The sequence below is a fragment of the Catenulispora sp. GP43 genome, from assembly GCF_041260665.1.
In the GTDB taxonomy this organism is placed as follows: domain Bacteria; phylum Actinomycetota; class Actinomycetes; order Streptomycetales; family Catenulisporaceae; genus Catenulispora.
The window spans coordinates 26,186-48,006 of sequence record NZ_JBGCCT010000042.1 but is presented as its reverse complement, the minus strand read 5'-3'; the positions used below and the strand labels follow the sequence as shown (position 1 = coordinate 48,006).

Annotated in this window: 20 protein-coding genes and 1 pseudogene; 13 read left to right on the top strand and 8 right to left on the bottom strand. The window is 71.5% G+C overall.

The window, feature by feature from the left end:
• Nucleotide 1 precedes the first annotated feature (1 nt).
• Nucleotides 2-1,288 (top strand): sigma 54-interacting transcriptional regulator, encoded by a 1,287-nt coding sequence (locus ABH926_RS48215; protein WP_370374133.1) that lies wholly within the window; start codon nucleotides 2-4, stop codon nucleotides 1,286-1,288.
• A complete protein-coding gene (locus ABH926_RS48210) occupies nucleotides 1,285-2,754 on the top strand; it encodes a VWA-like domain-containing protein (RefSeq protein ID WP_370374132.1) in 1,470 nt (489 codons plus the stop codon). The genes ABH926_RS48215 and ABH926_RS48210 overlap by 4 nt, the downstream gene beginning before the upstream one ends.
• Before the next feature lie 65 nt (nucleotides 2,755-2,819).
• Here ABH926_RS48210 and ABH926_RS48205 read toward each other — a convergent pair whose 3' ends face one another.
• The 4 genes from ABH926_RS48205 to ABH926_RS48190 are packed head-to-tail and all read right to left on the bottom strand — an operon-like array spanning nucleotide 2,820 to nucleotide 7,077.
• Nucleotides 2,820-5,126 (bottom strand): putative T7SS-secreted protein, encoded by a 2,307-nt coding sequence (locus ABH926_RS48205; protein ID WP_370374131.1) that lies wholly within the window; start codon nucleotides 5,124-5,126, stop codon nucleotides 2,820-2,822.
• A complete protein-coding gene (locus ABH926_RS48200; protein ID WP_370374130.1) occupies nucleotides 5,126-5,437 on the bottom strand; it encodes a hypothetical protein in 312 nt (103 codons plus the stop codon). The genes ABH926_RS48205 and ABH926_RS48200 overlap by 1 nt, the downstream gene beginning before the upstream one ends.
• A 39-nt stretch (nucleotides 5,438-5,476) precedes the next feature.
• Nucleotides 5,477-6,709 carry an RNA polymerase sigma factor gene (locus ABH926_RS48195; RefSeq protein WP_370374129.1) on the bottom strand — a complete coding sequence of 411 codons (1,233 nt, stop codon included), beginning with the start codon at nucleotides 6,707-6,709 and terminating at the stop codon, nucleotides 5,477-5,479.
• Complete coding sequence (locus tag ABH926_RS48190; protein WP_370374128.1) at nucleotides 6,706-7,077, bottom strand: YciI family protein; 372 nt, start codon at nucleotides 7,075-7,077, stop codon at nucleotides 6,706-6,708. Before ABH926_RS48190 ends, ABH926_RS48195 begins: the two co-directional genes overlap by 4 nt.
• 448 nt (nucleotides 7,078-7,525) lie before the next feature.
• On the opposite strand from ABH926_RS48190, the gene ABH926_RS48185 reads away from it, so the two are divergent.
• The 3 genes from ABH926_RS48185 to ABH926_RS48175 all read left to right on the top strand — a co-directional run bounded on the left by ABH926_RS48185 (nucleotide 7,526) and on the right by ABH926_RS48175 (nucleotide 9,805).
• Nucleotides 7,526-7,915 (top strand): hypothetical protein, encoded by a 390-nt coding sequence (locus ABH926_RS48185; protein WP_370374127.1) that lies wholly within the window; start codon nucleotides 7,526-7,528, stop codon nucleotides 7,913-7,915.
• Nucleotides 7,916-8,041: 126 nt separating this feature from the next.
• Complete coding sequence (locus tag ABH926_RS48180) at nucleotides 8,042-8,275, top strand: chaplin (RefSeq protein WP_370374126.1); 234 nt, start codon at nucleotides 8,042-8,044, stop codon at nucleotides 8,273-8,275.
• A 138-nt stretch (nucleotides 8,276-8,413) separates the two neighbouring features.
• The gene (locus ABH926_RS48175) at nucleotides 8,414-9,805 is read left to right on the top strand and encodes a glutamate decarboxylase (protein ID WP_370374125.1); all 1,392 of its coding nucleotides are present in this window, start codon (nucleotides 8,414-8,416) and stop codon (nucleotides 9,803-9,805) included.
• Between the two features lie 157 nt (nucleotides 9,806-9,962).
• Here the strand turns inward: ABH926_RS48175 and ABH926_RS48170 are convergent, their stop codons facing one another.
• A complete protein-coding gene (locus tag ABH926_RS48170) occupies nucleotides 9,963-10,766 on the bottom strand; it encodes an alpha/beta fold hydrolase (protein ID WP_370374124.1) in 804 nt (267 codons plus the stop codon).
• A 381-nt stretch (nucleotides 10,767-11,147) separates the two neighbouring features.
• Between ABH926_RS48170 and ABH926_RS48165 the strand changes: the two genes are divergently transcribed.
• Nucleotides 11,148-12,725 carry a TROVE domain-containing protein gene (locus tag ABH926_RS48165; RefSeq protein ID WP_370374186.1) on the top strand — a complete coding sequence of 526 codons (1,578 nt, stop codon included), beginning with the start codon at nucleotides 11,148-11,150 and terminating at the stop codon, nucleotides 12,723-12,725.
• Here ABH926_RS48165 and ABH926_RS48160 read toward each other — a convergent pair.
• A complete protein-coding gene (locus tag ABH926_RS48160) occupies nucleotides 12,722-13,210 on the bottom strand; it encodes a hypothetical protein (protein WP_370374123.1) in 489 nt (162 codons plus the stop codon). The genes ABH926_RS48165 and ABH926_RS48160 overlap by 4 nt on opposite strands.
• Before the next feature lie 53 nt (nucleotides 13,211-13,263).
• Here ABH926_RS48160 and ABH926_RS48155 point away from each other — a divergent pair, with 53 nt between their 5' ends.
• Nucleotides 13,264-13,740, top strand: a complete 477-nt coding sequence (locus tag ABH926_RS48155) for a SitI3 family protein (RefSeq protein ID WP_370374122.1) — start codon at nucleotides 13,264-13,266, stop codon at nucleotides 13,738-13,740.
• A gap of 27 nt (nucleotides 13,741-13,767) precedes the next feature.
• Nucleotides 13,768-14,814, top strand: a complete 1,047-nt coding sequence (locus tag ABH926_RS48150) for an ankyrin repeat domain-containing protein (protein WP_370374121.1) — start codon at nucleotides 13,768-13,770, stop codon at nucleotides 14,812-14,814.
• Nucleotides 14,815-14,877: 63 nt separating this feature from the next.
• Here ABH926_RS48150 and ABH926_RS48145 read toward each other — a convergent pair whose 3' ends face one another.
• A complete protein-coding gene (locus ABH926_RS48145; protein WP_370374120.1) occupies nucleotides 14,878-15,351 on the bottom strand; it encodes a hypothetical protein in 474 nt (157 codons plus the stop codon).
• 194 nt (nucleotides 15,352-15,545) lie between these two features.
• Between ABH926_RS48145 and ABH926_RS48140 the strand changes: the two are divergent.
• The 5 genes and pseudogenes from ABH926_RS48140 to ABH926_RS48120 form a co-directional block, all read left to right on the top strand.
• Nucleotides 15,546-15,947: pseudogene (locus tag ABH926_RS48140) on the top strand (molybdopterin-binding protein); the annotation flags it as partial.
• Between the two features lie 104 nt (nucleotides 15,948-16,051).
• A complete protein-coding gene (locus ABH926_RS48135; protein ID WP_370374119.1) occupies nucleotides 16,052-16,963 on the top strand; it encodes a substrate-binding domain-containing protein in 912 nt (303 codons plus the stop codon).
• A gap of 52 nt (nucleotides 16,964-17,015) precedes the next feature.
• The gene (locus ABH926_RS48130; protein WP_370374185.1) at nucleotides 17,016-18,848 is read left to right on the top strand and encodes an ATP-binding cassette domain-containing protein; all 1,833 of its coding nucleotides are present in this window, start codon (nucleotides 17,016-17,018) and stop codon (nucleotides 18,846-18,848) included.
• 9 nt (nucleotides 18,849-18,857) lie between these two features.
• On the top strand, nucleotides 18,858-19,265 hold the full coding sequence (locus tag ABH926_RS48125) for a DUF302 domain-containing protein (RefSeq protein WP_370374118.1): 408 nt from the start codon (nucleotides 18,858-18,860) through the stop codon (nucleotides 19,263-19,265).
• A 105-nt stretch (nucleotides 19,266-19,370) separates the two neighbouring features.
• A complete protein-coding gene (locus ABH926_RS48120; RefSeq protein ID WP_370374117.1) occupies nucleotides 19,371-20,210 on the top strand; it encodes an oxidoreductase in 840 nt (279 codons plus the stop codon).
• 63 nt (nucleotides 20,211-20,273) lie between these two features.
• Here the strand turns inward: ABH926_RS48120 and argG are convergent, their stop codons facing one another.
• A complete protein-coding gene (gene argG / locus ABH926_RS48115) occupies nucleotides 20,274-21,740 on the bottom strand; it encodes an argininosuccinate synthase (RefSeq protein ID WP_370374116.1) in 1,467 nt (488 codons plus the stop codon).
• Between the last annotated feature and the right edge of the window lie 81 nt (nucleotides 21,741-21,821).

Below are 21,821 nucleotides of genomic sequence, written 5' to 3'. Positions count from 1 at the left end.
CATGACACTGACGACTGAGATAGAGCCCGCCGCCGCGCTGCCGACCAGGTTCGCCGCCGCGAGCCTCGCCGCAGCCACCGATTCCGCCGCCGCGCCCGACCCGGCCGCCGCAGCCCCCACTCTCACCCAACTCCAAGCCGCCGACCACCTCATCGCCCTCACCCGCGCCACCGCCACCGAGTCGCGCCCGGACCCGGCCGTCCAGGCTCTCGCCCTCGCGGTCGCCGCGAACCTGCCGGTCCTGCTCTGGGGGCAGCCGGGGATCGGCAAGTCGTCGACGCTCGTGCAGCTCGGGCGGGGGCTCGGGTTGCCGTTGGAGACCGTCATCGCGAGCGTGCACGATCCCTCCGACTTCGCGGGCCTGCCGATCATCGGCGACGATCCGGCTTCGCAGGGGGTTGCGATGGCGCCGCCGGACTGGGCTGTGCGGCTGCATCGTGCCGGGAGCGGGCTGCTCTTCCTCGATGAGATCTCTTCCGCGCCGCCCGCGGTGCAGGCCGCGTTGTTGCGCGTCGTGCTGGAGCGGCATGTCGGGAGCCTTGAGCTGCCCGGCGCGGTGCGCATCGTCGCCGCTGCGAATCCCGCGGGGAGTGCTGCCGATGGATGGCAGCTGGCGCCGCCGCTGGCCAACCGCTTTGTGCATCTGGCGTGGCTGCATGATCCCGACGTGGTCGTGCGCGGCCTCGGCGGGGTGTGGCCGGAGGTGCCGTTGCCGCAGCTCGATCCGGCCAAGTTGGAGCGATCCGTGGCTCGGGCCCGTAGTGCCGTCTGCGCGTTCCTCACCGTGCGCCCCGACTACACCCACCGCATGCCCGCCACCGCCGCGGCCCGTGCCGGGGCGTGGCCGTCGCCGCGGACCTGGGAGATGGCCATGCGCCTGCTGGCGTTCGGGTATGCGGCCGACGCCGAGCCCGGGGCCGTGGTCCTCGCCGTCCGCGGGGCCGTCGGTGACGGCGCGGGCTTGGAGTTCCTCGCCTTCCTGGAGCGTCAGGACCTGCCCGATCCCGAGGCCGTGCTCGCCGATCCGGCCGGTGCCGAGCTCCCCGAACGCGGCGACCTGGTGCACGCCACCCTCGCCGCCGTCGTCGACGCCATCGGGCGCGACGCCACCCGGGCACGCTGGGAAGCCGGCTGGACCCTCGTCGCGCGCCTGTGCGCGACCGTCCCCGTCGATCTCCTGGCCGCGCCGGCGATGCAGCTCGCGGCGTTGCGCGATCCGGCGTGGGAGCTGCCCGCGCAGCTGGACGGACTCGGCGCGCTCGATGCGCTCCTGAGGTGGGCTGAATGACCACGTCCATCCCGACGCCGGCGGTCATGGCCGGTCCAAGCCGCCTCACCGCCCGCCCGGTGGCTGCCACGAAGCCGATGAAGCCATCGCAGCCGATAAAGCCATCGCAGCCGACGAATTCATCGCGGGCACCACAACCCGAAGCCGACCACCGAGACCGCGTCCAAGCCGCCGCCGCCCTCGACGCCCCCAAGCTCCTCGCCGCCCGCCAGCTGGCCGTCGCCACCTGCCCCTACCTCGCCGTCGCCCTGCACGCGATCGCCATCGTGCCCACCTACGCCGTCCCGACCATGGGCGTCGACCGCCACTGGCGCTGCTACGTCAACCCGGCCTTCGTCCTGGCCCACAGCGTCCGCGACCTTGCCGGGGTCTGGCTCCACGAGGTCTCCCACCTGGTCCGCGACCACCACACCCGGGCCCGCCGCCTCACCGAGGCCAGCGCCCGGCACGAGGCGGCCGGCCGTCCCGGCTCCGCCCCGCTCGACCCCGCCAACCCCCGCCGGGAACAGGTCCGGCTGAACATCGCGATGGACCTGGAGATCAACGACGACCTCCTCAAGAGCCTGACCGGTCCGCCGGGCGCCGAGGACACCGGCCCGCGCCTGCCCGAGGGCGCCCTGACCCCCGAAAGGCTCCGCGTCCCGGAGCGCGATCTCTTCGAGGAGTACGTGCACGACGTCACCCCCTCGATGGTCGCCGACCACTGGACCGACTGCGGCTCCGGCGCCCACGACGGACCGGCGTTCTGGGAGGACGACGCCGACGGCGCCCACCCCCTCGGCGACTACGAGGCCGCCGCCATCCGCATCAGCGTCCGTGACGCCATCGCCGCCGGCCGCGGCACCGCCCCGGCCGGCTGGCAGCGCTGGGCCGAGCGCCACGGCAAGGCCCCGCAGGACTGGCGCACCCTGTTGGGCGCCGCCTTCCGCGCCTCGCTCGGCGCGGCGGCCGGCGCCGGCGATTACACCTACCGCCGCCCCGGGCGCCGCACCGCGAGCCTGGGCGGCCGGCTGGTGCTGCCGAGCCTGCGCCGGCCGCTGCCGCAGGTGGCCGTGGTCATCGACACCTCCGGCTCGGTGTCCGACGTGGACCTCGGCACGGCCCTGTCCGAGGTCGCCGCGATCACCAGGGCCGTCGGCGTCACCGGCCGCAACGTCGCCGTCTACACCTGCGACGCGGCCGTGGCGACCGCGCAGCATGTCTGCCGGGCCGAGGACCTCACGCTGATCGGCGGAGGCGGCACCGATCTGCGCAGGGGCATCCGGGCGGCGATGGCCCGGACGCCCCGCCCCGACGTGACCGTCGTCCTCACGGACGGCGGTACGCCGTGGCCCAAGGCAGAGCCCGGATGCCGGGTCATCGCGGGCCTGTTCGCTTCACGCCGCTCGCTGACCTACTTCGACAGCGAGAACAACTTCGTCGACTGCCGTCCGCCGCAATGGATCGAGACAGTCCATCTGGAGTGAGCCGGCGGCTCTGCGGTGAGCCGGCGGCTCTGCGGTGAGCCGCCGGCTCTGGAGCGAGCCGCGGCTCACGAGTGCCCGGCCATCGCACCCTTCATCCGGTTGACATAAGCCTCCAGGCTCAGGCTCTGGCGGTGCGGATCGTTGGTCGGCGCCACGATCAGGTTCTCGCCGGAGGAGTTGAACCAGGCCCGGAACTGGGAGTCGTCCTGGACGTGGCCGCTGCCGTCGACGATGCCCGGCGGGATCTGGTCCGGCCCGGTCCCGATCGTCAGCTTGCCGCTGTCGACCGCGGCCTGCACCACCGAGATGTCGGCCTGCCCGCCGATCAGCAGGTCCGCCTGGTGGTTGGCGGCCTGCATGTCGGCGGCGTGGTTGGTCTGCAGCCCGGGCAGTTGGTCGACGTACGGCGTCACCAGGCCGTCGAGGGTCTGGCCGACGCCGATCACGGCGCCTTCGCCGGGCGCGTTGCCCGCCGCCCCGAGCAGCGCGTTGACGATCGCCGCGCGCTGCGCCGCCGCCGCGTCCTGGGCCTGGGCCGCCGACATGTGCTGCTCGTCGATGATCTGCTGCGAGGTGGCGACCAGGTTCGCGTAGCCGGAGGTGTGGTCGATGGTGCCGTTGCTCAGCATGTCCAGCTTCACCGAGTTCTGGAACTGCGCCTTGGCGAAGCCCAGGTAGTCCCCGGCGGCGTGCGGGTCCTTCAACGACAGGTCGAGGAAGTCGTGCGCCTGCTGCGCGGTGACCAGGAACATCGGCTGCCCGTTGGGCTGGCCGTCGACGGTGGTGACGCCGGCGCCGTTGTTCTGGTCGGTGGTCGACATCCCGAGGTCGAAGGAGTACGCCTTCGCGTAGCCCTCCAGGGAGTTGGTCATCGCCGGCGGTAGGCTCCAGCCCTTCACCTGCGAGAACTCGCCGCTCGCCGGCGAGTAGTGGTCGAACGCCGCGGCGGCCTGGATGATGTTGTTCGCCGCGCTGATGCGGTCCATGTTCGCCTGGTCGTCGCCGCGGACGCCGCTGCCGTCGACCGGGGCCCGGGCCGCGCCCAGCAGCTTGGCGATGTTGTTCGGGTCGACGCCTTCGTAACCGCTGCTGGTGATGGTGCCGACCGACCCCCGGCCGCTGGAGTCCTCCCGCGTCACCTGCGCCTCGCCGGTGAGCAGCTCGGTCACCAGGTGCTGGCCGTCACTGCCGGCGAACAGCGTCCGCGCCGCGCCGTCGTTCTGCCCGGTCACGCCGATCATCGTGTTCATGGCGCCGTCGTAGTTCTGCTTGTCCCACGCGTCGACGTTCGACTCGCCGTCGATATACGCCTGGGTCGTGAACGCCAGGAAGTCCTGACCGCTCTGGTTCTGGTAGTCCGAGCCCTTGGTCGTGCCCAGGAGCTTGGCCAGCCCGATCATGCCCGCGGTGCTCAGACCGGCGACGTCCAGCGAGCGGAGCGACCCGTTCGAGGCAGCGGCGGCGGTCCGCCGGCCCAGGGTGTTGATGAGGATCTGGTCGGAGGTGTCGTTGCTCTCGGGGCCCTTGTTCGCGTGGATCCAGTCCACGACGTTGCCCAGCGAGGGCCCGAACTGGTGCCAGAACGCCCCGTCGCTCTGGTACTCGGAGGTCAGATCGCTTAGCTCCGCGCGCACCACGTCCGGGCTGGCGTCGGTCTTGCCGCCGTTGAGGATGTTGTTCAGGTCGGTGACTTCGGCCTTCTCCAGGACGTCGCCGAACACCTGGACCGGTGCGTAGGACCGGGTGAACTCCGACAGGTCTCCGCCGTTCTTCACATAGGTGCTGTTGAAGTCCGCGAACTTGGGGTCGCCCAGCGCCGACTGCACCCGCCGCAGCTTGGTCTCGCCGTCCTGCAACGCCTTCGCGCAGGTGCCGGCCGCCTGGTCGCGGGCCGGGACGGCGCCCTCGGTGATGCCCGCCATCTCGGCGTTCCACGGCGCCGGATCGGTCGTGCCGTCCAGCGGCGTGGAGCCGTCGGCCGGCGGGTTCTTGCCCGGGTTCTTGCTCTTCCAGTCGGCGATGGTGGCCACCCGCCGCTGGTAGGCCGAGTCGGCGAAGTGCTGCGCCGTGGCCAGGTCCGAGGCGTACTTGCTCACCGCGGCCGCCGCCTCGTTGTAGGCGTCGACCATCTGCCGCAGCAGGCCGGGCACCGGTTCCAGGGTCTTGCGGAAGGCGTCGCCGCTGGAGCCGAGCCAGGCGTTCACCTCCGGGTCGGTGGCCAGGCCGTTGACCCCGACGCTGACCTCGTACGCGGCGGTCTCGCGAGCGGTGAGCATCTGCGCCACGTTCTGGACGGACGCGGGGTCGCCGGGCACCGGGTCGCCGGAGAGCCCGAACACGTTCCAGTCGTTGCTGTTCCGCGGGCCGCCCATCAGAGCTGCGCCAGCTTCCCGTGCGGCGGGTTGCCCGCGGCCTGGGCCAGCTGCTGGTCCATGGCCCGCGTGGCCTTCGCGCTGGCGCCGGTGAGCCCGGCCAGCGCGGAGAGGTAGTTGTTGAGGCGCTGTCCGACGGACAGGTCGGTGTTCGCCATGTCGGAGATGGCGTTCTCGACGCCGGAGTCGCCCATCTGCCCGGCGAAGGAGGCCGGGAACATGGTCGCCGACTCGTACCGCATCAGATTGGTGAGCTGAGTGGTGAACCCGTCGAGCGCGTCGGCATCCATCTTCAAGGTGTCATCGGACATGCGGAACCCCCTTCTGTGCAGCTGATGGAGCCGTTTGTATCAAGAGCCCGTGGGGAGGGGGCCCCGGAGTCGCCGCGCCCTGGATTCCAGGTAGCGCTGCTCGGCGATACTTGCCGTCGCCTTGGCGGCGAGTCGGTAGTTCTCGTACGCGCGCTCGGTGTCCCCGGCGGTCTCGAGCAGGTGCGCCCGCACGGACAGCAGCCGGTGGTGCTTGGCCGTCCGCTCATCCGTGTCCAGCGCCGCCAGCACCGCGAGCCCGGCTTGCGGGCCCTCGATCTCGGCGAGCGCGACCGCGCGGTTCAGCGTGACCATCGGGTTCGGCGCGATGCGTTCCAGGACCAGGTACAGCGCGTGGATCTGCCGCCAGTCGGTGTCCGCGGCGTCGGTGGCGACGGCGTGCGTGGCGGCTATGGCGGCCTGGAGCTGGTAGGGGCCCAGGTCGGTGCCGCCCAGTGCGGCCTTGGTCAGCTCCAGGCCTTCGGCGATCAGCTCGGCGTCCCACTTCGTGCGGTCCTGCTCGTCCAGCGGGACCAGGTCGCCGTCCGCGGTCGTGCGGGCCTCGCGCCGGGAGTGCGTGAGCAGCATCAGGGCCAGCAGCCCGGCGACCTCGCCGTCGTCGGGCAGCTGCGCGTGCACCATCCTGGTCAGCCGGATCGCCTCGGTCGCGAGGTCCACGCGGTCCAGCTCGGCGCCGGAGGAGGCCGTGTAGCCCTCGTTGAAGATCAGGTAGAGCACGTGCAGCACGACCTGCAGGCGTTCCTCGTGCTCGGCGCCGCTCGGCAGCTCGAAGGTGCTCCCGGCGTTCTTGATCCGCTGCTTGGCGCGGCTGATCCGGGCCGCCAGCGTCGCTTCCGGGACCAGGAAGGCGCGGGCGATCTCGGCGGTGGTCAGGCCGCCGACGGCGCGCAGGGTCAGCGCGGTCTGCGAGGCCGCGGTGAGCGTCGGATGGCAGCACAGGAAGAGCAGGAGCAGGGTGTCGTCGGTGTCCGGGACCTCCTCCGGTGCCACCTCCGACGCCCAGACCTGCTCCTCCCGCTCGCGCCGCGCGGAGTCGCTGCGCATCTGGTCGATGAGCCGCCGCGCGGCGACTGTGGTCAGCCAGCCCCGCGGGTTGTCCGGCACGCCCTCGGCCGGCCACTGGACGGTGGCGGCGAGGACGGCCTCCTGCACGGCGTCCTCGCATCCCTCGAACCGGCCGTACCGGCGTACCAGGGCGCCGAGGACCTGCGGGGTCAGGTCGCGGAGCAGGTCCTCGATCGCCGGTGCCGTCATGCCTCCAATTGTCCATCGGAGAACATGACCTGCCGGACCTCCACGCCCAGACCCTCGATCGCGGTGTCCGGGATCTGCGCGGCCAGCTCGATTGCCCGGGCCTTGTCCTCGACGTCGACCAGGTAGAAGCCGCCGAGGTACTCCTTGGCCTCCAGGAACGGGCCGTCGGTCACGACCGGCTGGCCGTTGCGGACCCGCACCACGGCCGCCTGCGACGGGTCGACCAGGGCCTGGGTCACGATCAGCTCCCCGGAGTCCTTCAGGGTCTGGATGAACCGGCCGTGTCCCTCGCCGATCCCGGCCATCTCCTCCTCGGTCAGCGCGTCCAGCACGGCGGGGTTGATGTGCATGCTGATCAGGAACTTCATCTCGTCACTCCTCGTGTCGGGGGCGCCCGGCGGGGGCCCTCTCATCCAGGTGTCGGAGCCGCCGGGGCGTTCTTGACATCCTGCGCCGGAAAGGCGTCGAGAATCCGCGGGCCGCTCCGACTCCCCGGTGAAAGCGTCGAGACGAGGAGTGATCTCAGATGCGAGTCAACCGGGCCTGGTTGGGGCTGGTCCTGCTCATGCTGCCCACGCTGCTGGTCGCGATGGACGTGACCGGCGCTGACCCGCCGTCTGAAGCAGCCGACCGCGATCGCCGGCGGCCTGGCGGTGTCGGCGGTCGGCGGACTGCTCCTGACCGCCGTGGACGGCCCGGGCACGCTGCTGCTGCTGATAGCCGGCATTGCGGTCCTGGCTTTCGGCACCGGCCCGCTGTTTCCCCGCCCGCCTCCCACCACCGCCCGTTAAGGAGTCGCTTCGCGACGCTGTATCAATGCGGACCGGCCTGGTGGTCGGCAGCGTCCCGCCCGAGCGGGCCGGAAGCGCCGCCTCCATGTCCGAGACCGGCAACTACTTGGGCGTATCCCTCGGGCTGGGACTGCTGGGCGCCGCGGCTGCCGTCGTCTACCGGGCGCGCGCCCACGGCACCTCCGATTCCCTGGCCGGCGCGCTGGCCGCGGGCAGCCGTCAAAGCCCGGAGCAGGCGTCTGCGACGTTGCACACGGCGCGTGCGGCGTTCACCGCCGGCCTGCACGTCAACGGTGTCATCTCCGCCGTCGTCTTCGCCGGGCTGGCGGTGCTGGTGCTGGTGATGAAGCCGGCGGGGGAGCCGCTGGTGGAACCGGCCGGGACGGCCGCCCCGGAGTTGGCGGCGTCCCATTGAGATCCGTCCGTATGGGTGACTTTTCAGGGGCCCATCGCTCGGAAGATGTAGTCCGGTTTACGAGGGATAGTCGGAAAGGGTAGAGCTTGCGTGGTTAGTACTTTCAAACGTCAGGGAGCTTCAATCATGCGCAAGACTCTCGTCGCCGTGGCGGTCGCCGCGTTCTCCATCCTGGGCGCGGCGGGCACGGCCTCCGCCTCGGGCGCGGGTGCCGTCGGCGGGGCCATCGACTCGCCCGGAATGCTGTCCGGCAACAACATTCAGATCCCGATCAACGTCCCGATCAACCACTGTGGCGACAACGTCGGGTTCCTTTCGGCGCTGCTCAGCACTTCCGACACCGTCTGCGTCAACCGCTGACGCGCTGACGCTCCCCAGGACCCCGGGCCGTACCACGGCCCGGGGTCCTGCCTTGTCCGCGCTCGCGCCGTAGGGTTTGCCGGGTCCGGCAGTGCGGGAGAGCGTTGTTCGGGAGCCGGTTCTCAAGGAGGGGCACACATGCCGCACCACCGCAGCGAACGTGATCTGAGCGGCGACGTGGACGTCAACCCGCTGTTCGCCCGGCCCGGCGAGCTGCGCAGCCGGCCCCGGACCCGGCTGGCCGACATGCCGATGCTGCCGGAGACCGCCTACCAGGTGGTGCACGACGAGGCCATGCTCGACGGCAACGCGCGGCTGAACCTGGCGACCTTCGTCGGCACCTGGCTGGACGACCAGGCCCGCCGGCTGTACCTCGAAGCCTTCGACAAGAACATGATCGACAAGGACGAGTACCCGAGCACCGCGGCCATCGAGGAGCGGTGCTGGCGGATCCTGGCCGATCTGTGGCACGCGCCGGACCCCACGCGGGCCGTCGGCTGCTCGACCATCGGCTCCTCCGAGGCCTGCATGCTCGGCGGCCTGGCCCTCAAGCGGCGCTGGCAGGAGGCGCGGCGGGCGGCCGGCAAGCCGACAGACCGGCCGAATCTGGTGATGAGCTCGGCGGTGCAGGTCGTGTGGGAGAAGTTCTGCAACTACTGGGACGTCGAGCCGCGCTACGTGCCGATCACCGAGGAGCACATGACGCTCGACGGCACGGACCTGAGGTCCTACGTCGACGAGAACACCATCGGCGTGGTCAGCATCCTCGGCGTCACCTACACCGGGGTGTACGAGCCGGTGCTGAAGGTCAGCCGGGCCCTGGACGAGATCCAGCGCGAGACCGGCCTGGACATCCCGATCCACGTCGACGGCGCCTCCGGCGCGATGGTCGCGCCGTTCCTGCAGCCGAGCCTGGAATGGGACTTCCGGGTCCCGCGCGTGGCCTCCATCAACACCTCCGGCCACAAGTACGGACTCGTCAACCCGGGCCTCGGCTGGATCCTGTGGCGGGACCTGGACCTGCTGCCGGAGAGCCTGATCTTCAAGGTGAGCTACCTCGGCGGCGACATGCCGACGTTCGCCCTGAACTTCTCGCGCCCGGCCGCGCAGGTGCTGGTCCAGTACTTCCAGTTCCTGCGCCTGGGACGCATGGGGTACCGCGAGGTCCAGAAGGCGTCGCAGGAGGTCGCGCGCTACCTCGCCGACCGCATCGGCGCGATGCCGGCCTTCGAGCTGATGAACGACGCCTCCGACATCCCCGTCTTCGCCTGGCGCCAGAAGCCCGGCCACACCGCGAACTGGACGCTGTACGACGTCTCCGACCGGCTGCGGATGAAGGGCTGGCTGGTCCCGGCCTATCCGCTGCCCGACAACCTGTCCGAGACCGTCGTGCAGCGCGTCGTGATCCGCAACGGGATGAGCATGGACCTGGCCGCCAACCTCCTGCGGGACATCGAGGACGCGGTCGCCTACCTGGAGAAGCTGACCGAGCCTCTTCCGGACGCGGAGCACACGGCGTTCCACCACTGAGGCGCGGGCGCCGGAAGGGCTGAGCGCGGCTGAGCACCCCCGCGGCTCAGCCCCGCTGGCTCAGCCTTCGTGGACAGCCCGGCCGAGCGCCCCTCAGGCCGAGCGCCCCTCAGGCCGAGCGCCCCTCAGGCCGAGCGCCCCTCAGACCGAGTGCCTCTCAGACCGAGTGCTCGGCCAGGAACCCGGTGATCAGCCCCAGCCACTCCGCGGGCCGCTCGGCGAACGGCAGATGGCCGGTGGCGATGCGGGCCAGGCGGGCCCCGGCGATCTTCACCGCCAGCTCCTCGTGCAGGCTCGGGGACACCAGCGGGTCGGCGGTGGTCGAGACGACCAGCGTCGGCGCGGTGACCCAGGCCAGGTCCCCGCGCACGTCGGCGCGCCGGACCAGGTCCACGTGCTCCGGCGTGCCGGCCGGGATGAGCTGGGCCAGCCCCTCGATCGCGGCCCGCAGCCGCGGCTCCGGCATGGCCCCCAGCGTCTCGGCGCTGAACGCGGCCAGCGTCAGGAACTCCGCCAGCCGGACGGCGTCGCCGGCCTCGTACAACTCGCCCCACAGCTTCGCGGCCAGGTCCAGGCGCGCGTCCCGGTGCGCGAACGTCGCGGTGAGGATCAGGGCGCTGACGCGGTCCGGATGCTTGGCCGCCGTCCGGATCGCGACCGGCCCGCCGAGGGAGAACCCGGCCAGCGCGAAGCGCTCCAGCCCTTCGGCGTCGGCGGCGGCGATCAGCTGGTCGGCCAGGAAGTCGACGCTCAGCGGACCGTCGGCGCGCGGCGAGCGGCCGGTCCCCGGGTAGTCGATCCCGACCACGGTGTGCCCGGCGCCCAGGCCCTCCAGGATCGGGCCGTAGTTCAGCGCGACGCTGCCGCCGGCGCCGTGCGCCAGCAGCAGGCCGGGACCGGTGCCGCCGACGGTGCGGGCCAGGACGGGCTCGGGGGCGTGGAGCGTGCTGATGGCAGACATGGAAGTCCCCTCACAAGTATTTGTAGTGCTCGCTACAGAAGAAACCGTACCATGTTCTGTAGTGGGCACTACATAAGAGCTCGAGGGCGGTCGCGATTAATTCAGATGCCTGTCGGGCCCGGCCGAGTAGCGTCTGCTGCCGCACCTCCCGCTGCGCGGCGCGCCCCGGCTACTTCTGACAGAAACCCTCGCCGGTGCCCCATTTGGATCTCGGGAGGTGCCGTCTCTTCCGGCCGTCCGACTCCGTCGCCCAGGAGACCCCTGATGCCCCGGTTCAACCGCCAGCAGATGAAGACCGCCACCCGCGACGAGATCAAGGACGACGCCGCCGAACTCGTGGTGCGCCGGCTGGCACCCTGGCAACAGGCCCGCGGCGCCGAGATGGTGCGCCCCACCTGGGACGCCGAGAAGATCCGACAGGAACTCCGGTGCATGCGGCCCCACTCGGGCGGGGCGGTGTACTTGCGGGACCCCAAGGCAGAGCTCTTCCTGCTCGCCGCCGCGAACATGGCCGGCCGGCCGACGTACTACGAGGGGGCCGACACCCGCGAACGGCGCTTCCAGCGGCTGATCCGGGAACAGGCGCTGACGGATCCGGAGTGGACCGTCGGCCTGCTGCGCTGGCTGCGCGGCGTGGGCACCATGCGAACGACTTCCCTTATCGGCGCTGCGGAATTCGTGCACGCCCGGCAACAGGCGGGGCAGCACGGCCACTCCCGGCAGGCCGTCTCGGCCGTGCTTCAGCGTGCGGATGAGCCGGGGGAGTTCCTGGAGTACTGGACCACCCACTACGGGCGGCGGCTGCCGATGCCCGTGAAGCGTGGCGTCGCCGACGCGGTCCGCCGGCTGTACACGGGGCGCGCGCTGCTGAAGTACGACACCGCTTCGGCTTCCTTCCGGTTCGGCGACGTCCTGGAGCTGACGCATCCCACGCCGGACCCGGAGCGCCCCTGGCAGGCCGACGTCTTCCGCTATGCGCTGGCCCGGCGGCACCACCCGAAGCGGGCGACGCCGCCCGCGGACTCCGAGCTCTTCGTCGCGCACCACGCGCTGATGGCGGTGCCCACGGCCGAGCGGCGCGCGGTGGTGGACGCCCCCGACGCCGCCGCGGTGCTGGCCGCGGCCGGGATGACATGGGAGTCCCTGGCCGGGTGGCTGCAAGGACCGCTCGACGCCGGGGCGTGGGAGGCCGTCATCCCGTCGATGGGGGCGATGGCGCTGGTCCGCAACCTGCGGAACTTCGACGAGGCCGGGATCGGCGAGGCGGCGACGGCCGAGGTGGTGCGGCGGCTCTGCGACCGTGACGAGGTCGTCCGGTCGCGGCAGTTCCCGTTCCGTTTCCTGGCCGCGTACCGGCACGCCGACGGCGCCCGCTGGAGCCGTGCTCTGGAGACCGCGCTGGGGCACTCGCTGGGCAACGTGCCCTCGCTGCCCGGCCGCACCCTGGTCCTGGTGGACCGCTCCGGTTCGATGTTCTTCACCACCGAGGGGCCGACCGAGCTGACCCGGGCCGACGCCGCCGCCGTCTTCGGCACCGCGCTAGCCCTGCGGTCGGAGGCCGCGGACCTCGTGGAGTTCGGTACCGGCAGCAAGCGGATCAAGGCGGGTCCGCGGGACTCGGTCCTGGAGACCGTCGGCCGCTTCACCGAATGCGGCGGCACCAACACGGCGGCAGCGGTCGAGGCGCACTATGCGGGGCACGACCGCGTCGTCATCATCACCGACGAGCAGGCGTACCCGTCGGGGCGCGACATCCTGGCCCCGGTCCCGGCCGACGTCCCGGTCTACACCTGGAACCTCGTCGGCTACGCGTTCGGGCACGCCGCACCCGGCCCGCGGCGCTACACCTTCGGCGGCCTCAGCGACGCCGCGTTCCGGCTGATCCCGTTCATCGAGGCGGGCGGGGACGGGCAGTGGCCGTGGAGCCCGGACGCCCTCGGCCCGATGCCGACCGGCTAGATGATGGTCCGGACGAACACGCCGTGCCCGTGCCCGCGAGTCCGCCGGGCCAGCGCCCGGAACTGCTCGACGGCACCCTTGGCATCGGCGAAGTCGTCGAACGTGACCTCGGGGATCTCCATCCACTGCGCGGCGAGCATCGGCACGTGATCGTCGCTCACCGAGGCCAGCGTCGCCACCCACGCCTCCGGCATCATCTCCAGCAGCAGCCCGCCGTCCCACGGCGACTCCTCGCCGGGCCGCACCTCCCCGTAGGGCCACGCCTCCTGATCCGGCCACACCAGCCGCGGCCCCGTGTCCCGCTCGACGTGGAACGGCACCCCCTCGGCGAACGCCACCAACTGCCCGACCACGACGTGCACGTCGAGCCCCTTGGCGTCGAACCAGTCGGCGCCGTGATCGTCGAGCCCGGTGTCGGAGGTCACGGCCCAGGCGATGGCCGTGGTCGCGTCGGGCGCTCGGAAGTAGTCGTGTAACACACCCATGGTCGGAGAGCGTAGCTGCCGGTCAGGACAGTTTTTCCCTAGAATCGGCGACCGTGGCGATCGAGTTCACCGTGCAGATCACAGCGGGCAGACCCGCCTCCGCCCTCGTGGAGTCGGTCGCGGCCGTCGCCCGCGATCTGGCGTTGCTCGGTCCCGATGCCGATCCGGCGCAGCTGCTCGACGGCCTCGACCTCGCGAACGGCACCTGGCTGCGGGTCCGCGACGACCATCCCCAGCCGTGGCAGACCGTCCCCGCCGCGCTCGGCTTCACATCGGACGTGAGCCTGTACTTCCGTCTGGACAAGTGGCAGGACCTCACTGCCCAGCAGGACGACCTGATCCGGCTCTCGCTCGGTCTGCTGGACCACGTCCCCGGTGACATGGTGCTGCATCGGGAGTATGAGACCGCCTGGTTCGTCCGCAAGGCCGGCGTGCTGACGCTGACCGACCTCGCGGACAGGTGGACCCCGGAGCGGTTGGCCTGGGTGACACATCCCTACCAGCGGGCCTTCATCGATCTCGACGCCTGAGCCGACCGCGTCCCTATGCTTGCCGGCATGGCGAGGAAGAAGAGGCGGCTGCCGAAGGACTTCGACATCACGCTCCGCTCCGGTGATCTGGACGCGATGAAGGCGGTCTTCGAGACCACCGAACTCGACGCCCGCCATGGCGCCTCCGGCCCGACCGCTCTCGGGATGTACGGCGTCCCGCCGGAACTGGTGGCGTGGCTGGTCGCCGAGGGGGCCGACATCGAGGCCGCCGACACCTACCGCCGGACCCCGCTGTGGCAGCACGCGAACGTCGGCCACGACGAGGTCGTCACGGCCCTGCTGGACGCCGGCGCCGACATCCAGTCGCCGGACCAGCCCGCCCTGCACGCGGCCGCCGAAGGCATCAAGTCATCCACCGTGCGCCTCCTGCTCGCGCGCGGCGCGGATCCGCTGGCCGTCGCCGGCCGGCGGAACGCGCTGGCGGCCGGCCTCGCGCGCTGCACCAACGTCCGGCTGCCGGAAATGGCGGACGTCGCCGAGGCGCTGCTCGACGCCGGCATACCGGTCACCGACCAGATGAGCGAGCGGGTCGAGGCGATCGGCAAGAAGTTCGAGTTCCACCGCGCGGGCTTCAACCCGGACTACCTCGCCGCGACCGAGGCCGGCCTGAACCGCCTGTACGAGCTGTTCGGCGTCGCCCCGGTCGAGCGGCACCGCACCCACGACGGCAGCTCGCCGATCACCGTGACCGCCACCGCGTGGGACGACCGGCACCAGGAGCTCTGGGACTTCCTGGTCCCCGGCAAGGGCCCGGCCGCCACGGCCCAGGGCGAGGCCATCCGCATCACCGGCCGCGTGGCCCACGAGGTCCTCGGCAACGGCGGCATCAACTGGGACCAGGACTTCCGCGCGATGGTCCGTGCCCTCCCCGTCCTGCTCGCCTCCGGCATCCCGCTTCCCGAAGCACAGCTCGCCGAGGCGAGGACGCTCGCCGCGGGCTACCGCCGCAACAGTCCCGAGGAGCACATCCAGCGGCTCAGCGAGCTGGCCGTGACGTGGGTGATGGCCAACCCCGACCCGCTTCCCGCGCCGGAGCCCGCCTACCTCCGCTGAGGGCCGCTACGGGGTCGCTGAGTATCAGGCCGCTGAGTATCAGGCCTCTCAGTCTTAGGCCTCTCAATCCCCCGAATCGCTGCGGATCCGGACGTCCGCGACCCCGCTGATGTGCCGCGCCCCGCACACGTCGCCCGGCACGACCAGCTGCGGACCCTCCGCGTCCAGGGCGTTCCCGTCGCGCGTGAGCCCGAGCAGCACGGGGATGTTCGCGAACTCCGGATCGATCTCAGCCCACGACAACACGACCCGGTGCCCGTCGCGGGCGCGGATCGAGATCAGGAACCGCAAGCGGTCCTTGCGCTCCCCGAGGGCGAACACCGGCTCGGCCAGACGCGCGACGTCCAGCAGCAGCGGCCCGGCGAAGCGGTGCCGGCGCGGCCCGCTCTTGCGGCAGCTGAACTCCACTTCGCACTCGTGGCGCTGGAGCGACCACAGGTCCGAGACGCTTAGGACCCGCGGCGAGCGCACTTCGCCGCCGAGGCGGACGAGCCCGCCTTGCACCGGCCGGACGGCGCCGGCCTGCTCACCGAGCATGGGATTCTCCCTCGCGGGGGCGCGTCCGGTCGCCGGGCGCAGCCCACGATCCACCCTAGGGCGGGTGCGCGCGGAAGCAAGGGGTGTCAAGGCACCTGCCAGACGATGTGCGCCATCCGTTATGGATATGCAAGGTCTTCGGCTCTGTTGCCCTGGCTTCTGCGCTGTAAGCTCACCGCGTGGACGTGTACCGGATGGGTGAGGCTGCCGAACTGCTCGGGGTCAGCGCCGACACCGTGCGCCGCTGGGCCGACGCCGGCCGGCTGAGCGCGCAGCGGGACGAGAACGGGCACCGGGTGATCCCGGGACCCGAGCTCGCCGCCTTCGCCTCGTCGCTGGCGGCCGCGGCCGACGAGCGCTCGGAGGTGTCCTCGGCCCGCAACCGCCTGCGCGGCATCATCACCGCGGTGACCAAGGACGCGGTGATGGCGCAGGTGGATATCCAGGCCGGGCCGTTCCGGGTGGTGTCGCTGATGAGCCGGGAGGCCGTGGACGAGCTGGACCTGCGGGTCGGCGCCACGGCGGTCGCGGTGATCAAGTCCACGACGGTGGTCGTGGAACGGGCCGCCGCCCGGGCTCCGCACCCGGGCCGGCCGAAGACCGACGAGGCCGCGGGCGGTGCCGAGGGCGCCGACCGCGCCGGAACCGCGGCCGTTGTGGAACCAGAGCACGTGACCGTGCAGATCTCGAGGGGGCGTTCGTGAAGAAGACAGCGGCCGTGGTCGTCGCCACCGGCCTTCTGCTGGCCGGGTGCAGCAGCTCGAAGAGCTCGCCGAAGGCCGGCTCCGGGACGACGTCGCCGGCGGCTTCGACCTCGGGGGCGGCCTCCGGGTCGGCGACGTCGGCGATCACCGCCTCGGGCCCGGTCAAGGTCGCCTACGCGGCCTCGCTGGCGAACCTGATGGAGCACGACCTGGGCCCCGCCTACGACAAGGCCACCGGCGGGGACTTCCAGGGCGACGCGGCCGGCTCCACCCAGCTGGTCAGCGAGATCAAGGGCAAGGTCAAGCAGGCCGACGTCTTCATCAGCGCCTCCACCGACGCCAACACCGGCCTGACCGGCGACGCCAACGGAGGCTGGGAGTCCTGGTACGCCACCTTCGGCACCGCCCCGCTGGTCATCGCCTACAACCCGAACAGCAAGTTCGCCGCCGACATCAAGTCCAAGCCCTGGAACCAGGTGATCACCGAGGCCGGGTTCAAGATGGGCTCGACCGACCCGAAGCTGGACCCCAAGGGCAAGCTCGCCGCCCAGGCGCTGACCAAGGACGACATCCCCGCCTCGGCGGTGCAGGTGTTCCCCGAGGAGCAGCTGGTCGGCCGGCTCCAGTCCGGGCAGCTGGACGCCGGATTCTTCTACTCCAGCGAGGCCGCGGAGCTGAACATCCCGACCGTCGAGCTCGGCGACGTCCACCTGCAGGCGACCTACACCGTCAGCGTCCTGAACAAGGCCCCGGACGCCGACTCCGGCATCGCCTTCGTGCAGTACCTGCTCAGCGACGCGGGCAAGGCCCTGATGACCAAGCACGGCCTGCAGTTGCAGCCGGTGAAGGTCACCGGCGACGCCGGGTCCGTGCCGGCGCAGCTGAAGACGCTGCTCAACGCCGGCTGACGCCGACCAGCGACGAACAGTGCGGCCGACCACGGGGAACTCAGCGGTGCGGATGCTGCGCACCCCGCTGCCGTGGCTGGCCGCGCTGCTCGTCGCCTATCTGCTCGTCCCGCTGATCGCCTTCCTGATCCGGGTCCCGGGGCAGGGCGGCGCGGCCACCGCGGCCCCGGGCGTCGGGGACGCGCTGCGGACCTCGCTGATCACCGCTTCCGTCAGCACCGCCATCGTCACCGTCCTCGGCGTCCCGCTCGGCTACCTGCTGGCCCGCTCGACGAGCCGGACCGCCGGCGTGCTCGGCGTCGCGGTCCAGCTGCCGCTCGCGCTCCCGCCGCTGATGAGCGGCATCCTGCTGATCTACCTGGTGGGGCCGTACACGACCATCGGCCAGTTCTTCAACGGCGGGCTCACCGACAGCGCCACCGGGGTGGTGCTGGCGCAGTGCTTCGTCGCGGCACCGTTCCTGGTGGTCTCGGCGCGCTCCGCGTTCGCCGCGGTGGACCCGGCCCAGCTCGACGTCGCGGCGACGCTGGGCCACGGCACGCTGTCGCAGACCCTGCGGGTCGCGCTGCCGATCGCGGCCCGCGGCATCCGGGCGGGGATGCTGCTGGCGTGGCTCCGGGCCTTCGGGGAGTTCGGCGCGACCATCGTGCTGGCCTACCACCCGTACACCCTGCCGGTGTTCACCTACGTGCAGTTCAGCAGCACCGGGCTGGCCGCGACGACGATCCCCGTCCTGGTGACCCTCGGCGCGGCCCTGGCCGTCCTGCTTATCGCCGACCGCGGCCCGGCCCGGCGGGCGCACCGCCGCCGCCCGGTCCGGCTCCCCGAGCCCCGGCCGCCGGCGCTGTCGCAGGGCCCTGTCCTGGACTTCGACATGACGGCCCGCCTCGGCGGCTTCCGGCTGGCGGTGGCGCATCGCGGCGCGGGCCGGAACCTGGCCGTCCTCGGCGCTTCCGGCTCCGGCAAATCCGCGACCCTGCGCCTGCTCGCCGGGGTGCTGCCGGCGCACGACGCGCACATCCGGCTCGGCGGCCGGGACCTGGCCGCGCTGCCCGCCGAACGCCGCGGCATCGGCTACCTTCCGCAGCATCCGACGCTGCTGCCGCACCTGCGGGTCTGGGAACAGGTCACCTTCGGGGTCGGCGCCGATCCGGCGCTGGCGGCGTTCTGGCTCGACCGGCTCAAGCTCACCGAGCTCGCCGACCGCTACCCCGACCAGCTCTCCGGCGGGCAGGCCCGCCGGGTCGGCCTGGCGCGGGCGCTGGCCCGGGAGCCCCGGCTGCTCCTGCTCGACGAGCCGTTCGCGGGCCTGGACGCGCCGGTCCGCGACGAGCTGCGCCGGCTGTTGCGGACGGTCCTGCGGGAGACGGCGCTGACCTCGGTGCTGGTGACGCACGATCCCGACGACGCGGCGCTGCTGTCGCAGGACACGCTGTTGTTCGCGGACGGGGCCGTTTTGCAGGACGGCCCCACGCGGGCGGTTCTGACTCATCCGGCAGGTCCCGCGGCGGCGCGGCTGCTCGGTGTCCGCAACATCGCGCGGGGACATGTGGACGCCGACGGGGTCTTGGAAAGCGGGCCGCTCCGTATTTCCCTTCCCGCTTCAGCTCTGGCGACTCCCGCATGGCAGGGCGCTGGTACACCCCCCGCCGACGTCGCCTGGTGCGTCCAGCCCCACGATGTGCGGCTGGTCGCGGCCGGCGGGGTCGCCGCCGTCGTGGACGACGTCGCGCACCTCGGGCCGATCGCCGAGCTGCTCCTGCGGCTGGAGGACGGCGGCGACGAGCTGACGGTCACGGTCCCGGCCGGCCGGGAACCGGGGATCGGCGACCGGTGCCAGGTGGATGTTCCTGCTCAGGCAGTCATCGTGTGGCCCGCGCCCTAGGATGTGACTGTGAACGCCTCCATCGTCACCAAGACGGCCACCACCTCGGTCTCCATGACCGCCCGCCGGCTGCTCGAAGTGCTGGAGCACGCGGGCGCGACCGTCTTCGCCGTGATCGACCAGGCCGAGGCCGCGCGCTCCGTGGGGCAGGACCTGCGGGACACGATCCTGGTGCTGTTCGGCAACCCGGCCGCCGGGACCCCGGTGATGGGCGCTCATCCGTTGGCCGCGCTCGATCTGCCGTTGCGCATCCTGCTGTGGGACGACAACGGGACCACGCGCGTGAGCTACCTGGACCCGGCCGCGCTCGGTGAGCGGTACGGGGTCGAGCCCGAGCTGCTCGAGAAGCTCAACGCCATCCACGTCATCTCCGACGCCCTCGCCGCCGGCACGCCGGCCGCCGACCCAGAGGGCTGAGTTTTCCTGTTTGCCATGCCGGCGCGCACCCTTGCCTTTTAAGTGCTACATTGATGGGGCAGAAAAGGTAGTCAAGTGGCGCACTAGTGGTGAAGGAGATGCGAGATGGTTCGGACATGGTTGATCACCGGTGCGTCGCGGGGGTTCGGTCGGGCTTTGGCCGAGGCGGTGTTGGAGTCCGGGGATCAGGTGGTGGCGACGGCGCGGCGGCCGGAGCAGTTGGCGGATCTGGTGTCGCGGTTCGGGGGTCGGGTGCGGACGGCTGCGCTGGATGTGACGGATGTGCAGGCAGCGCGCGATGCGGTGGCTGCCGCGGTTGAGGCGTTCGGGCGGCTGGATGTGGTGGTGAACAACGCCGGCTACGCCAACAGCGGCCCGATTGAGGAGATGGCGGAGGAGGATTTCCGGGGCCAGTTCGAGGCGAACTTCTTCGGGTTGGTGAATGTGACCCGGGCGGCGTTGCCGGTGCTGCGGGAGCAGCGTTCGGGGGTGTTTGTTCAGTTCTCCTCGGTGGGTGGCCGTGTGGGTGGGACCCCGGGGATGGGTGCGTATCAGGCTGCGAAGTTCGCGGTGGAGGGGTTCTCGGAGGTGTTGGCTGCTGAGGTGGCGCCCTTCGGGGTGAAGGTGATCATCGTGGAGCCGGGTGCGTTCCGGACTGATTGGCAGGGCTCGTCGATGGAGCTGCATCAGGTCGGTGCCGACTATGACGAGACGGTCGGTGCGATGAACCGGTATCGCGCTGAGAACGACGGTGTGCAGCCTGGGGATCCGGCCCGTGGGGCCCGGGTGATCCTCGATGTGGTCGGCAGTGATGACCCGCCGCGTCGGCTGCTGCTGGGTGCACAGGCTGTGGATATGGCTTTGGCCGCGGGTGAGGTGCGTGCGGAGGAGACGCGGAAGTGGGCCGAGGCCAGTGCTTCCGCCGATTTCCCGGCGGCAGAGTAGACGACACACAGAACCGCCTGCCGTGACAGCACGGCAGGCGGTTCTGTTTCTGTCGGTCCTGCCTCAGTCGTTCCCCGCCTCGATCGCGGCGCGGTCGAGCAGTTCCTCGTCACCCTCGGCCTCGGCGGCCGGCCGGGCGGCGATGGTCTGCGCGCCGCCGTCGGTCATCGCGCCGATCAGCTCGCTGGAGAAGGGGTGGCCGCCGGCGGCCAGTTCCGCCGCCGCCGGTCCCGTTCCGGAGCCGACCATGCCCAGGTGGGCGTACTGCTCCAGCTTGGTCCGGGAGTCGGCGATGTCGAGGTTGCGCATCGTCAGCTGGCCGATGCGGTCGACCGGGCCGAAGGCCGCGCCCTCGGTGCGCTCCATCGACAGCTTCTCCGGGTGGTAGCTCAGGGCCGGGCCGGTGGTGTCGAGGATCGAGTAGTCCTCGCCCCGGCGCAGCCGCAGGGTCACCTCGCCGGTGATCGCGCGGCCCACCCAGCGCTGGAGCGACTCGCGGACCATCAGGGCCTGGGGGTCCAGCCAGCGGCCTTCGTACAGCAGCCGGCCCAGGTGGCGGCCCTGGTTGTGGTAGGCCGCGACGGTGTCCTCGTTGTGGATGGCGTTGACCAGGCGCTCGTAGGCGATGAACAGCAGGGCCATGCCGGGGGCCTCGTAGATGCCGCGGCTCTTGGCCTCGATCACCCGGTTCTCGATCTGGTCCGACATGCCCAGGCCGTGGCGGCCGCCGACGGCGTTGGCCTCCAGGACCAGGTCCACGGCCGAGGCGAAGGCCTTGCCGTTGATGCTGACCGGCCGGCCCTGCTCGAAGCCGATGGTGACGTCCTCGGGGGCGATCTCGACCGCCGGGTCCCAGAACCGGACACCCATGATCGGCTCGACGATCTCCAGGCCGGTGTCCAGGTGCTCCAGCGACTTCGCCTCGTGGGTGGCGCCCCAGATGTTCGCGTCGGTGGAGTACGCCTTCTCCGCGCTGGCCCGGTAGGGCAGGTCGCGCTCGGTCAGCCACTGCGACATCTCGGAGCGGCCGCCGAGCTCGCTGACGAAGTCGGCGTCCAGCCACGGCTTGTAGATGCGCAGCGCCGGGTTCGCCAGGAGCCCGTAGCGGTAGAACCGCTCGATGTCGTTGCCCTTGAAGGTCGAGCCGTCGCCCCAGATCTGGACGTCGTCCTCGAGCATCGCGCGCACCAGCAGCGTGCCGGCCACCGCGCGGCCCAGGGGCGTGGTGTTGAAGTAGGAGCGGCCGCCGGAACGGATGTGGAAGGCGCCGCAGGCCAGGGCCGCGAGGCCCTCCTCGACCAGGGCGGCCCGGCAGTCGACCAGGCGCGCGAGCTCGGCGCCGTAGGCCTCGGCGCGCCCCGGCACGCCGGGGAGGTTGGGTTCGTCGTACTGGCCGAGGTCAGCGGTGTAGGCGCAGGGCACGGCGCCCTTCTCGCGCATCCACGCGACCGCGACCGAGGTGTCGAGCCCGCCGGAGAAGGCGATGCCGACGCGCTGACCTGCTGGCAGGGAGGTGAGTACCTTGGACACGAGTGCAACTATATACGACTCTCTGAATAATCATGCCACCGTGTCCACATCGCGGGCACGTCGTATCGGAGAGTCGTCCCT